A 13,648-nucleotide genomic window follows, 5' to 3' on the forward strand; every position below is an offset into this window, starting at 1 on the left:
AAGCCATGAGGCCTGATCCTTCAATTCCCAGAAGCGCTGTATATGAGCTTACCAACCGTGAAAATGAGAGGCTGATCAACCGACTAAGTCGTATTGGTATGACCAACACTGTCGTTTCCTTTTTCACCCTTTGCACAATTCTGGTGGTGACCTTCCTCATACTGGATCGGATTGAAAAAAGTACCCGTGATGAGCTGCGCCATATGCTGAGAACGGTTTTGGATTCAACCCAAATAGCATTAGACAGTTGGCATCAATCCCATTTAAGCGTTATTAAAACCCACGCAGAAGAACGTGAAAACTGGACCTTGTTAACCAAACAACTTATCGACTCCAAAGTAGATAAGGCCACTCTGAATCAAAATCCTCTCGTCAGAGAGCTGCGTAAAGGGATCAAGCCAACGCTGATCGATTACGGCTATCACGGGTTTACCATTATCTCGCCTGATATGACCAATATTGTGGCCTTACGAAACAACATTCTGGGCAAGAAAAGCATTATCACCCAAGAGCAGAAATTTCTTGATCTGGCTTTTCTAGGCCAGACCCTGATTACCCCTCCCCTGCATGCTGAAATTTTATTACCTGATCGAAACGGTAACATGCGACGTGGTATGCCAACGATGTTCGTGTTGACGCCGCTCAATGATCCAGAGACGAATAAGGTAATGGCAGTACTCGCCTTCCGCCTCGCAATTTCTGATGGCTACACCAGCGTTTCTAAAATAGAACGTTTAGGCTCATCGGGCGAAACCTATTTTTACAATGACAAAGGGGTCTTACTCAGTGAGTCTCGCTTTCAGGAACACTTGGAAGAGATCGGGCTTTTAGAACCTGGAGAACCCGATGTTCTCAATATCCAAATCAGAGACCCCGGCGTAAACCTGACTCTGGGAGAAAAGTCTGCACTCTCAAGAGACAAGCAACCGTTTACCAAAGTTGTTCCTGTAAGTGAGAATATTTTCTCAGGTGAAACCCTAAAGCCTTATAGGGATTACCGAGGAGTAAAGGTTATTGGCGCATGGCGTTACGACAAAACGTCCCAAGCTTATTTAGCAACAGAGATGGATGCAGCAGAAGCATATTCCACTCTTGAACAAACAAAAATGCTAATCTGGGGACTAATTCTGTTCTCCACTTTGATCCTGATGGGCCTTGTCATTGTGATGGCGAGAAGTAGAAAGCAGGCTACAGATTTCGCTGCAGAAGTAACTAAAGAACTTCGTATTCACAGCGAAAATCTGGAACAGCTCGTGGATTCTCGCACTCAGGATCTTCGTCAAGCTAAAGAAAAAGCAGAAGAAGCAAACCAACTTAAGAGTGAGTTCCTGGCGAACATGTCTCACGAGTTAAGAACCCCCTTGCATGGCATTCTAAGTTTCTCTGAAATGGGTCAAGACAAGGTTGAAGTAGCCCCCACCAGCCGACTTAAACGATATTTCACACGAATTAATGAAAGTGGTGAGCGCCTTCTGCATCTTGTTAATGACTTGTTAGATCTATCCAAACTGGAATCAGGTTTGATTGAACTTGAGCTAAAAGAGAAAGATCTTCGCCAAAGCTGTAATCTGGTGATTGAAGAACTTTCCCTTCTTCTTGCAAAAAAACAACTCAAAATTGAACATGCTGCTGATACTGACCTCATAGTCGAATATGATCCGCAAAAGCTGGAGCAAGTTTTCCGTAACCTGATTTCGAATGCAATTAAGTTTTCACCGGAAGGTTCTGAGATAAGCATCCATTATTCAGCCATAGATTTACCCCTCGGTAGACGTAAAGAAGATACAGGCATACAACCGGGCATAGAAATTCAAGTTCGTGACTCAGGCCCAGGCATTCCTGATGAGGAGCTAGAACATGTTTTCGATAAGTTTGTACAATCCAGTAAAACGAAAACCAAAGCCGGCGGCACAGGACTTGGCCTAGCAATCTGTAGGGAAATACTCCATGCTCACCACGGCAGAATCTTTGCTACTAATAACATAAATCAAGGATGCTGCTTTACTCTCCAGTTACCCTTGAAGCAGAGATAACGGTTCACAAAGCAAGCTATATTAGACTTTCATAATATCTTTACTATCCATGCTAAACTTGTCCGCCCTTAATTGAGATACACTGATGTTATTTAGATCCGCCCTGCTCTTCCTCTCTACCATTCTACTGCCCAGCAGCGTCCTGGCTGACAAGCTCAATATCGCTGTTGCTTCAAACTTTATTAAACCGATGAGAGAGATTGTTCAGGCCTTCGAGACCACTTCTGATCACAAGATTAATCTCTCGTTTGCATCATCCGGAAAGATCTACGCACAAATAAACCATGGCGCGCCCTTCCACATTTTCTTATCTGCCGATCAGGATAAACCTCTAGCACTAGAGGAAAACGGGATGGCTGTTAAAGGAAGCCGTTTTACTTATGCAACGGGCATGTTGGTACTCTGGTCAACTTCAGATGCAGGAACAAGCAGCGATCTTATTACTCGGTTAAAACAGGGGGAATTCCGAAAACTCGCCCTGGCCAATCCTAAACTAGCCCCATACGGAAGAGCTGCGGCGGAAGTACTGGACTCAATGGGACTAACCGAACAAACACACAGGAAATGGGTGTTAGGTGAAAATATCGCCCAAACATATCAATTCGTCCGTACAGGTAACGCCGACATGGGGTTTGTAGCCTTATCGCAAGCGAGAGACGGGGAACAAACCCATAACGAGTGGATTATTCCAGAGAACCTTTACAGACCGATTCATCAGGATCTAATTCTTCTTAATAATGCCGAAAAAAACGCTGCAGCTGAGGATTTTATTAAATTTATACGCAGCCAAGCAGCGCAAAAAATCATAGAATCGTACGGTTATAAAACCTTCTAAAGAGCAACCACTAAGAACAATCAGCAAACTGATGAGCTTTTCCGACGCAGACATCGCCACCATATGGCTGACACTAAAACTAGCCTCAACGGTAACACTGCTACTGTTACTGATTGGCACTCCTATCGCTTGGTGGTTGGCAAGAACTCAGTCTTGGCTTAAAGGCCCTATCGCAGCATTAGTTGCAATGCCACTCGTACTCCCTCCAACCGTACTGGGCTTTTACCTGTTGCTCGCGATGGGACCAAACGGGTTTATTGGTGAGATGACTCAAAGCTTGGGTCTGGGCACACTGCCCTTTACCTTCTGGGGCTTGGTTGTTGCATCTGTTTTCTACTCAATGCCATTTGTTGTCCAACCAATTCAGAATGCGATGGAGGCATTGGGAAATCGTCCCCTTGAGGTAGCATCAACCCTAAGAGCAGGACCTGTAGATCGCTTCTTTACTGTAGTACTACCACTAGCAAAACCTGGGTTTATCACTGCTGCTATTCTAGGCTTTGCCCATACCGTAGGCGAATTCGGTGTGGTGCTGATGATCGGTGGTAATATCCCTGATGAAACCCGCGTGGTATCAGTGCAGATCTATGACCATGTTGAATCTCTTGAATACGGTCAAGCCCATGGCTTAGCAGGGGCCATGGTAGTTTTCTCTTTCGCTGTCTTATTGTTGCTCTACAGCCTTCAACGCAAAGGCGGGCTCGGTATGAAACTGGGGGGGAGATTATGAGCTGCGTGACTGAAAACTGTAATGATGATGCTATCTGCGCCCGCTTCGAGCTATCACGACCAGCAAACGGCAAAGCGGCCTTTGTGCTAAATGTAGACCTGAAACTACCAGGTAACGGTATTACCGCAATCTTCGGTCATTCCGGATCAGGAAAAACAACACTACTTCGCTGTATAGCCGGTCTGGAGTCACCGGATCAGGGCAAACTGATGGTTAACGGTGATTGCTGGCATGATGGCAAACTGTCACTCCCCACGCACAAGCGCCCGATCGGTTATGTATTTCAGGAATCCAGTCTGTTTTCTCACTTAAGTGCCAGAGGTAATCTTAAGTACGCAATAAAACGTTCTGCAACACCTGTTGAGGAAAGCTTATACAAACGAGTGGTAGAAGTCATGGGGATAGAATCTATTCTGGATCACTACCCGGAACAACTCTCTGGCGGAGAAAGACAACGAGTCTCTATCGCCAGAGCACTATTGATCCAGCCTCAACTTCTGCTGATGGATGAACCACTGGCTTCGTTAGACAGTGCCCGCAAGCAGGAGATCCTTCCTTATCTTGAAAAGCTGCACACAACATTCGATACCCCTGTGCTTTACGTCAGCCATTCCATGGATGAAGTCGCACGCCTAGCCGATCACACTGTTGTTCTGAATCAGGGCAAAGTGATCGCTCAGGGTAGTGTCACTGACGTATTTTCACGAGTAGATCTATCTCTACCATTCGACCAAAACAGTGGTGTTGTTATTGTCGGGAAAGTAGCAGAGAGGGATAGCCAATGGCATCTATCTCGGGTTGCCTTTGACGGTGGTGAACTCTGGGTCCGTGATGGTGGTGATGAGTTAGACCAAGAAGTTCGGATTCGTGTACTCGCCCGAGATGTGAGCCTGACTGAACAACCCTGCGATCAGTCCAGTATCCTTAACCGGATTAAGGTTACAGTAACTGAAATCGTTGATGATCAGGATGAGGCCATGTCTCTGGTAAGGCTACAGGCGGGTTCGGAGTATCTAATTGCTAGATTGACCCGCAGATCAGTCCATCACCTTAATCTGACAACAGGGAAAGAGATCTGGGCACAGATTAAGTCGGTAGCTGTTGTTAGATAGATAATACAGGGGGACAGGTTTCAACCTGTCCCCCACTTTTGAATTGCTTAAGACTCCCTCAGCAATGTCAGCAGCATCTGTATAGGATGTGGGATCTGTTTCTCATCTATCCGCTTAACCTGACTACGACAAGAATAACCGGTAACCACCAGCTTACCCTGGTTTTCTGGTGCATTGACCACCTCAGACCAACTCAACTGGTAGATATTACGCGACGTTTCTACATTCTGAGTCTCATGGCCATAAGTACCAGACATACCACAGCACCCTACCGGCTGAATCTCCAGTTTCTGACCCATCGCTTCATAGATCTGCTGCCACATACGGATGCTTGGCGCAGCGTTAGTTTTCTCAGTACAGTGCGCCAGAAGTTTAAACTCAGCAGCAGGTAGATCATCCTTGCGGAATACAGTCAGCTTTTCAGTCTGGGTAGATAACCACTCCTGAATCAGCTGAACATTCGGCAGATCCTTTTCTGGTACCACATAACCGTACTCCTGACGGTAAGTCAGCGTCATTGATGGGTCGATACCGATCAGCGGCACGCCTGTTTCATCCAGCGCTTTCAGCATTGCGGAGTTAGACTCAGCCGCTTTCTCAAATGCCTTCATAAAACCATGCACATGTAGCGGTTTGCCGTTTGGTTTGAATGGCGCCATCAACACATAGAAACCCAGCCCTGTAAGCAGATCAACCAGATCCAGTACCAGCTGAGTCTCAAAGTAACTGGTGAAAGCATCCTGAACGATAATAACTGCGTTTTCGCGCTCTTCCTGCGTCAAACCTTTCTTGATCAGCTTAGGCGTTGCGAAATCAATACCACGTGCCTTCATGCCCTTGATCAGGCTGTTAGTACAGATCGTTGGGCTATCCACCATTCCAGCATGTTTGCGGAAAATCCCTTTAAGGGCTTGGTTTTTCATAGCCCAGTTGTATGGAGCTGGGAATTTTGACAGCCACGGGATCATATATTCCAGTGAACCCACCATGTAATCTTTGGCAGGACGCAGGTAGCGCCCGTAATAAACTTCCAGGAAGCGTGCACGGAAATCCGGAACATTCACTTTAATCGGGCATTGACCCACACAGGATTTACAAGCCAGACATGCCATCATTGATTCATGAACTTCATGAGAGAAGTCATACTCCTCTTCTTTATTCTTCGCCATGCTGTTTTTGATCCGCTTAGGCAGAGAGGCAAGGAAGGAAGTTCGTTTGGCTTTGTTAGATTCCTCTACCAGATCGGTTCCGGTTTTCTCCATCAGACGAAGCCATTCACGGATCAGAGAGGAGCGGCCTTTGGGCGAGTTAATACGCTGGCGTGTACCTTTCCATGATGGGCACATCGCATCATTCGGATCGTAGTTAAAACATGCACCATTACCGTTACAGAACATCGCAGCATCGTACTCTTCACGTACAGGTGCGCTGATCTGACGATCAAACTGACCTCTTGTAGGCACTTCATCAATTTTCAGAAGCTCTGCACAATCGATCGCTGGCGTTGCGATCTTACCCGGGTTCATCTGATTACGTGGGTCAAAACCTGCCTTAATTCGTTGTAGCTCTGGATAGAGCTCACCAAAGAACTCAGGTGCATATTCAGAACGAACACCTTTGCCATGCTCACCCCAGAGCAGACCTTTGTATTTAACGGTCAGGGCAACCACAGCATCAGTCACTTCACGGATCAGGGATTCCTGCACCTGATCTTTCATATCGATTGCTGGGCGAACATGCAGTACACCAGCATCAACGTGGCCAAACATGCCATAAGCCAGATTACGATCATCAAGAACCTTACGGAACTCCATGATAAAGTCAGCCAGATTCTCAGGTGGTACGGCAGTATCTTCTACAAATGGGATCGGACGTTCCTGCCCTTTTGCATTACCCAGCAAGCCAACCGCCTTTTTACGCATCGCCCAGACTTTACCAATCTCAGCGGCACCATATACCACAGAGTAACCAAAGCTCTTGTCCTGCTGCCCTGCTACGGTTTTAAGATGTTCTTCCAGTCTGGCTACATCAGCACGCAGTGCTTCTTCATCATCAGAGGTGTATTCAACCAGGTTGATACCACTGATCTCAGGCTCACTCTCTTCCTGCGGAAAGTACTGGCTTACCGTGTCCCAGATAATGTCACCCATCGCCAAATTCAACACTTTTGAATCAATGGTTTCGATGGAGGTCGGGTTCCACTCCATTAGATCAGTAGCATCACGCAATGAAGCTTCGAAGCTGTCGTATTTAATGTTTACCAGAGCAGCAAACTTAGGGATTGGCAGGACGTTTAATTTGGCTTCGGCAATAAAACCAAGAGAACCTTCACCACCACAAAGTACTGAGTTCAGGTTAAAACGTCCCTCTTCATCGCGGATATGGGCCAGATCGTAACCTGTCAGGCAGCGATTAAGTTTTGGAAACTTTGCATCAATGAGATCTTTCTTCTCACTGAAAACCTGATCTACCAAGCGGTGAACTTCACCAACACGGTCATCACGCTTTTTGATCTGTGCAAGCTCTTCATCAGAGATCGGTTTAGAGCTCCACAGTTGACCACCCAGCAGTACTGAATCCAGCTCCAACACATGATCACGGGTTTTGCCGTACATCACAGAGCCCTGACCGCTGGCATCGGTATTGATCATACCGCCTACAGTAGCGCGGTTACTGGTAGATAGTTCTGGAGCAAAGAAGAAGCCATAAGGTTTCAGAGCACGGTTCAACTGATCTTTAACCACACCCGCTTGAACACGAACCCAACGCTCTTCAGCGTTGATCTCCAGAACCTGGTTCATGTGTTTGGACACATCAACAATCAAACCATCAGTCAATGACTGACCGTTAGTACCGGTACCACCGCCACGGGCACTCATTTTCACATCTGCAAAACGCTCTTCATCCGCCAGTTTAGCGATCAGCACCAAATCTTCGGTGCTTCTTGGGTATAACACGCCCTGCGGTAGCATCTGGTAGATACTGTTGTCCGTAGATAGGACAATTCGGTTGGCATAATCTGGGTTCAAATCACCAGAAAAACCGCCCTGCTTCAGCGCTTCAATAAACTGCAGATAGATAACTTCGGTCGTTTCGACTTGTGAAAGACGAGGAATCATAAGGCTCACCTCTATTGATTAGCTGTCTACCAATAATGTTTCAGCAGCCTGCTCAGAGCCGCCAACAGCTAATCGTATAAATTTTAATCATCTATTTGATGGAATGGTTGCTATGATGCAGAATTGTTATTTATCAATCAAACGATAAAATTCAATGAATTAATTGATAATGACGAACAATATATCAATCCGCCATCTACGTGCATTTATTGAAATTGCTGGAACCGGTAGTTTTACCCGCGCAGCAGATAATCTGCATCTGACTCAATCCACTCTGACAGCAACTATTAAACAGTTAGAGGAGCAGGCTGGGCTTAAACTTCTAGACCGCACAACCCGACGCGTGTTGCTCACCAGCCAAGGTGAAAGCTTTCTTCCCGTTGCAGAAAAATTGATATCAGATTTCGATACCGCATTTAATGACCTGCAAGCAACTGCAACTCAACAACAGGGCCAGGTCGGTATCGCTGCCTCTCCCTCTATGATTGGCCGAGTGCTGCCGGAGATTGTTAAAAACTACCATCAGCAGTTCCAAAAAATTGGAATCTACCTACGCGATGATAATGCTGGAGGCATAGAGCAACGGGTACTTGAGAATGAGGTGGATTTTGGCATAGGCGGTAACCACTCACACCAACCAGAGCTAAACTATCAACCTGTTTTAAGTGACCGATATGGAGTGGTCCTGCCCATTGATCATCCACTGGCCGATAAAGAAGAACTCAGTTGGCAGGAGATCAGTAAACTTCCCCAGGTCCACCTGACTGAAGATACCGGCACACGCTCACAGTTACTTAAGCTAGAGAAAGAAAACAACCTGGACCTACAGTTACAAGGAGCGTTGATTGAAATATCAACCCCTGCGGGTTTGGCAGAAATGGTAAAAGCAGAATTAGGTATAGCCCTTCTTCCCGCACTAGCAGCCAGTACCATCGCCTTTGATCAACTACGCTTTGTCCCGTTGGCTAAGCCTGCACTGCATCGACAGATATGTATTATCAGCCGAAAAGGCCGGGCACTAAGCCCGGCGGCTGATACATTGCTGGAAATGATCAATCAATACTTTGAAAGCACTGAGTTACCCATGTTTGTAGGTAATAAACCGTAATCTTAGGAGCGCAATTTCACCCCTTACTTATTACCCCTTAGTCCAGCTTCAACACCGACTTAATCTTGCCAATAAGACCTGATGCAGTTGTGGATTGAGATTCTGCGACTACCAGTTTACTGCTTGTAGGATCTGCCGTTTCAATCACAGTCGCATTAGTCGCAACAGTTTCAGTCACGGCTGTTTCAGTCACGGCTGTTTCAATAAAAACATAGGGATTAGCGTTACCCTGAATTTTTTCTATCACTCTATTCCTTTCCAGTTCCCAACTGGAAACAGGATCTAGTTTTGCCCAAGCATTAAATAGTTGTTCCTGTTTCCTACTGATTCTCACGCCATACTGGTCACGCATATAGAAATAAGTACGCGCGATATCACCACGCACGTGAGGAGCCGGCTCTACTTTGCGAGCCTTAAAATTAACTTCCATATCACAGGAACCATAAACTCGAGGTTCACCTTCCATCTGAGCAAAGCTGAAATTAGATCTGTCTCCATTCACTTCTCCTATGGCAGGGACAAGGTTATGCAGATCAGACTCCATTCGTTTAAAGTTTGGGTTCTTTTTACAAGCTTTACGGCCTCCCTCTTGCCAGCACTGTAGCTGATGACCAAACGCCCAGGCGGGCATTACATGTTCCCACTCAATACGTTTTGCACGCTTTGCATTTTTTCGTGGTTGGAAACCACAGTTCTCGAATTGAGGAACCAGTTTTTTACCCTGAGCGGTGTAATCACAACCACAATAGAAAGAAGTGGGATTATCAGTATATATATCTTTCAGTATCCGCTTAGCACTGGAGAAAGATTTAGGATGTTCTGCGGACGCATACGCGGGAATGAGCAAACTTAATAGTAAAACAGTAGAGAATCGCATTGGAGTTCCTTAAATGGCTTCCAATGCCTGATTGATGCGTCCTGCAATATCTAATGAGTCGCTGTATTATCTCAATACGAGTTAAATAGAGCCTTAATAATCATTGAGTATCTGGTTCATACCAGCTACAAAATCTTTCTTACCACCGTAGGAAGGATGACGGATGTAAGCTACCTCTTTATCCGGGAATACCCGCTGCACTGACTCAGCCCCTTTCCTGCCCAACCCAGCGATGACATCGGGTTGATAGTAATCCACTAGCATCTGCAGATACTCTACTCCCTCATCAATTTCTGCTTTCTTCGGAGCTCTGTTTTTCTTTTGAACCCGAGACGGGTGAGGATGAAACGGGAAAGAGTTCCAGAACAACGGCACAACCGGTTGATCACAAAGGTAACGCCAGACTATTGAGGCTGTATTTTCTACTTCAAGTTGTTCTAAATGAAGATCAGGTTTCAATTGAAGCAGAAAGGGATGTTCAACTTCATCGAATAAACGCCCGCTGGAGAATGGAATACCCGTCAGACGACAACCTTTAAAACCTGGGGCTTCACCTACCAGTAATACTCGGCGCCCCTGCTGTTGAAATACCAACTCAAGATAACGCTTAAGGTTATCCAGCTTGAACTCTTCACGGTATGGGTTGAATACCGTCAGGGTATTTTTACGCTTCTGTAGACGCTCGAAGAAAGGCTCTAGATCATTCATGGAACTGCTTCGAAATCCTGTGGGTCAGGTACATAATAAGAAACACCGCAGCAGCAAAAACATATAAGCCCCAATGCACTTCGACACTGGCTACAGCCCCGAGTTTTACAGTTACGATTAGCACAGCAACAACCAGTACATCCAACATCGCCCAACGCCCGTAGTCATGCATCAATTTCAAATATTTTTTGCGTTGTGAGCTAAATTGAATTTCTTCTTTTTGCACACCGCTTAGCAAAAAAAGAAAAATTAGTTTTCCTATAGGTATCAGGACGCTGAATATAGCGACTAATATTGCTAGTAGAACATGGCCTTCCAGAAACAGTTGATTGATCCCACCCAACACAGAGAAAGAGCTCTCAAAGAAATAGAATTTACTCATAGTCATCATCGGGCTAAAAAGGCCGACTATCAGTAATAGAGCAGCAAGGAACAAACCCGCTCTGAGGATCAGTGATTGCTGTTGGTTAAAACCGGTGGGAGTATCAGACACAGATATTCTCGAATAAGAAACTGGTGCCGATTTTAACCGAGTGGGTAACTGGAGTACCAGAACTCTCTGATACCCCAGTATGATCATGCGAAGTAATCAGACCGCCATGTCAATCTGCTGAACGGTTCCCACTCCTCCCGCTTCAGTCAGATAGATCCCACTTGAACGTACCCGACCATTAGTCTGGTTATTCTCCCCTTTTATCTCAAATGGCGAATCGGTTGAGCCAAGGTAGATAGCTCCGATCCCTTTATCCGCCAGAGAGACCAAAGACTCAGCATCAGGAGTTTTGCTCCAGATACCCAGCTCGGTGAAGATAGAATCGGCTTCATCAATGTAGTTATTACCGTCCTCATCGTACTGAGCAAGGTCAGCAAAGCCATTGCCGCTTAGGGCTCCGAATAGTTCCGTTCCATCATTAATCAAGCCATCCTCGTTTCTGTCCAGTGCTAACATACCACTTTCACCCAAGAGATAACTGATGAGTTCATTGTCACCATCCGCATCCAGATCGAACTCAAACTTCTCATCACTCAGATCGGCTGAATTGCCTTCGAAATTAACAATCAATGGATCAGTAAAGATCACCTCCTCAGTCAGCTCATATTCTCGAGTAGCTGAGTAGCTGCGCTCCATCTTCAGCGCCATATCAAACTCAATCTCACGACGATCGGCCGTTTTAACCAGGCCGCAGCTATGGAAATTGGTACACTCATACTCCTCAATGCTCTCAGTGACTTTGAAGTTCACCTGCAAAGCGAGTGGTTTCAGTTGAATCGGCTGATTTGGCTGATAATCCTCAGGAACCGTTTGCGCAGTCTCTTGAGGGAACTGAATCTCAGGACTACGCATATGACTGCGATTTGATGGATGAAGTGCTTCCAGCAGGCTCTGAAGCAAACGTGAACGCGTTATCTCACGTTGTTCAGCTATGCTTTTCTCCGCTTCCTCTGCAGCACGAAATTGCATACCTTCATCGGTCATCACCAATACAGAGGGTGTGACCTCTCCCTCCTCAGAAGTGGAAAACATACCGCCATTGGCGCCAGCAAACATAGCACTACTGATCTGTAACGCCTGGCTCCTCACTTCCTCAAATTGCATACTGAAACTCTTGAGGCTTTCCATATCCATGGAACGTGTCACTTGAACAGACTCAGTCTTTTCATGCTCTGAGCTCATATAAATATTGCTACTTTGAACAATCATATTCTTCTCCTTTTTCAGGCCATAAAAACCCGCACCATTTTCCTGAGAAAACAGTCAAATAATTTCTACAAGCCAAAAGAACCCCTGCCTCTGCTGAGTGAGCAAAAACAAAGAAGGGCTTACTGTATGAGCGGAAAACTCTTGCCTAATTAAGCAGTTAAGCGGCAATAGAGGTCTGTATCCCAACCGATAAAGGTCAGAATAATTTTCCTTAACTCAAAATTTAATGATGGGTGTTACTTAATAAATAACATTCTGATGATGGCACCTCCTGCCTATGAAAAAAGCTCAAACACTGGTGGTTACTGGCTGATAGCCCAGATGACAGGCTCAGGCGAGCAACTGCACGCTGTTCATTTCAGCAGCATCGCGACTCAGAGTGTTGAACAAGTTAAATTTCTGTAACTGGAGATGGAGCAAGAAGCAGGCCGAAATGCCTGTTTATTAATGAGGCTCACTCGATAGCGGGTGATGCAAGGAATAATTACCAGAAAGAACTACATTCTTTTGAATTGATAAGGTGGAAAACAATTGAGCAGAAGTGACGGTTAAGTTCTTAGCAGCACAATAGCCACCAGAATCGAAGCCTCTGCCAGAGTATTAGACAGAGAAAAAGCTTACTTAGATCACTACAGTGCTTACATTAATCCTTTCCTTTTTTGTTTTTCTTTTTAAATATATTCAAGAGTTTCTTTTTCGGATCCGTTTCTTCTGTAGGAAGCGCTTTTTCAAACCGCTTCTGTAACGAGGCAAACTTTTCCTCTTTACGCTTATGGTTGGCTTCATCACGTTTACTGGCGATATCAACGACTTTATTCGTCATCAGAACTTCCCTCTTTCTCTGCTGTTAGTTTCTCCTGAGCTTCCTTCCAAATCCGAAGCTCCTCAAAATATGTATCCCAGACACAAGGTGAACATTGGTTCTCGCAACATTCAAAGTCAGCTGGTGGAGTAGGTTTTTCTTTAGCAGCAGTCATAAGTTTACCTCTTAATAAGCTTATTCTAACTTTGCTTTCTTCGACAACCTACATGCCATGAGTCAAACAAAAATCACCTTTTTTGTAGTTTTATATCTAAACAGCAACAAACTTGTAACTTTAATGATCAAAATGCTGCAATGCAGCAATAAAAATCATAAAAACAGTTGTAAAAACACAACAGCATTAGCCATAAGTACATAGGTCAGACGTAGGATTAAAGCCCTGGATTCAGTATAATCTGTCGCGAAATTACAACCACCGGGTTTGTCATAGTGGAGAAAGGCGACCACAAGTCACCTTTAAGCAAACCCTTGGCTGCACTGCCATAAAACTTTTGGGGAATACAATGACTACAACTAATCAAACGATTTACTGGACTCTTACTGACGAAGCTCCATCACTGGCAACATGTTCATTTCTGCCGATCGTACGAGCATTTACCTC

General features: G+C 45.3%; 13 protein-coding genes. 6 read left to right on the top strand and 7 right to left on the bottom strand.

Annotation, left to right across the window (positions count from 1 at the left end; all coding sequences use genetic code 11):
- The first annotated feature begins 5 nt into the window (after positions 1–5).
- The 4 genes from GY843_RS07020 to modC all read left to right on the top strand — a co-directional run bounded on the left by GY843_RS07020 (position 6) and on the right by modC (position 4,710).
- Complete coding sequence (locus GY843_RS07020; protein WP_297307936.1) at positions 6–2,033, top strand: ATP-binding protein; 2,028 nt, start codon at positions 6–8, stop codon at positions 2,031–2,033.
- An 85-nt stretch (positions 2,034–2,118) separates the two neighbouring features.
- Entirely contained in the window at positions 2,119–2,868 is a 750-nt protein-coding gene (gene modA / locus GY843_RS07025; protein ID WP_297307938.1) for a molybdate ABC transporter substrate-binding protein, read from the top strand.
- Between the two features lie 31 nt (positions 2,869–2,899).
- Positions 2,900–3,598, top strand: coding sequence for a molybdate ABC transporter permease subunit (gene modB, locus GY843_RS07030; RefSeq protein ID WP_297307940.1), 699 nt, complete (start codon positions 2,900–2,902; stop codon positions 3,596–3,598).
- The gene (modC, locus tag GY843_RS07035; protein ID WP_297307943.1) at positions 3,595–4,710 is read left to right on the top strand and encodes a molybdenum ABC transporter ATP-binding protein; all 1,116 of its coding nucleotides are present in this window, start codon (positions 3,595–3,597) and stop codon (positions 4,708–4,710) included. The genes modB and modC overlap by 4 nt, the downstream gene beginning before the upstream one ends.
- Positions 4,711–4,757: 47 nt before the next feature.
- Here modC and GY843_RS07040 read toward each other — a convergent pair whose 3' ends face one another.
- Positions 4,758–7,829, bottom strand: a complete 3,072-nt coding sequence (locus GY843_RS07040) for an FAD-binding and (Fe-S)-binding domain-containing protein (RefSeq protein WP_297307945.1) — start codon at positions 7,827–7,829, stop codon at positions 4,758–4,760.
- Between the two features lie 169 nt (positions 7,830–7,998).
- On the opposite strand from GY843_RS07040, the gene GY843_RS07045 reads away from it, so the two are divergent.
- Entirely contained in the window at positions 7,999–8,937 is a 939-nt protein-coding gene (locus tag GY843_RS07045; protein ID WP_297307947.1) for a LysR family transcriptional regulator, read from the top strand.
- 37 nt (positions 8,938–8,974) lie between these two features.
- Here GY843_RS07045 and GY843_RS07050 read toward each other — a convergent pair whose 3' ends face one another.
- The 6 genes from GY843_RS07050 to GY843_RS07075 form a co-directional block, all read right to left on the bottom strand.
- Positions 8,975–9,814 (bottom strand): endonuclease, encoded by an 840-nt coding sequence (locus GY843_RS07050; RefSeq protein WP_297307950.1) that lies wholly within the window; start codon positions 9,812–9,814, stop codon positions 8,975–8,977.
- 93 nt (positions 9,815–9,907) lie between these two features.
- Positions 9,908–10,522, bottom strand: a complete 615-nt coding sequence (locus GY843_RS07055) for a uracil-DNA glycosylase (protein ID WP_297307952.1) — start codon at positions 10,520–10,522, stop codon at positions 9,908–9,910.
- Positions 10,515–11,015 carry a paraquat-inducible protein A gene (locus GY843_RS07060; RefSeq protein WP_297307954.1) on the bottom strand — a complete coding sequence of 167 codons (501 nt, stop codon included), beginning with the start codon at positions 11,013–11,015 and terminating at the stop codon, positions 10,515–10,517. Before GY843_RS07060 ends, GY843_RS07055 begins: the two co-directional genes overlap by 8 nt.
- A gap of 96 nt (positions 11,016–11,111) precedes the next feature.
- Positions 11,112–12,224 carry a hypothetical protein gene (locus tag GY843_RS07065; RefSeq protein ID WP_297307957.1) on the bottom strand — a complete coding sequence of 371 codons (1,113 nt, stop codon included), beginning with the start codon at positions 12,222–12,224 and terminating at the stop codon, positions 11,112–11,114.
- Between the two features lie 643 nt (positions 12,225–12,867).
- Positions 12,868–13,047, bottom strand: a complete 180-nt coding sequence (locus GY843_RS07070) for a hypothetical protein (protein ID WP_297307959.1) — start codon at positions 13,045–13,047, stop codon at positions 12,868–12,870.
- On the bottom strand, positions 13,037–13,201 hold the full coding sequence (locus GY843_RS07075) for an oxidoreductase-like domain-containing protein (RefSeq protein WP_297307961.1): 165 nt from the start codon (positions 13,199–13,201) through the stop codon (positions 13,037–13,039). Before GY843_RS07075 ends, GY843_RS07070 begins: the two co-directional genes overlap by 11 nt.
- Positions 13,202–13,550: 349 nt before the next feature.
- On the opposite strand from GY843_RS07075, the gene GY843_RS21010 reads away from it, so the two are divergent.
- Positions 13,551–13,648: NADP-dependent isocitrate dehydrogenase (locus tag GY843_RS21010; RefSeq protein ID WP_367183811.1), on the top strand; the 98-nt coding region annotated here is incomplete at its 3' end.

This window comes from Neptuniibacter sp. (assembly GCF_024231755.1).
Taxonomy (GTDB): Bacteria; Pseudomonadota; Gammaproteobacteria; order Pseudomonadales; family Balneatricaceae; genus Neptuniibacter.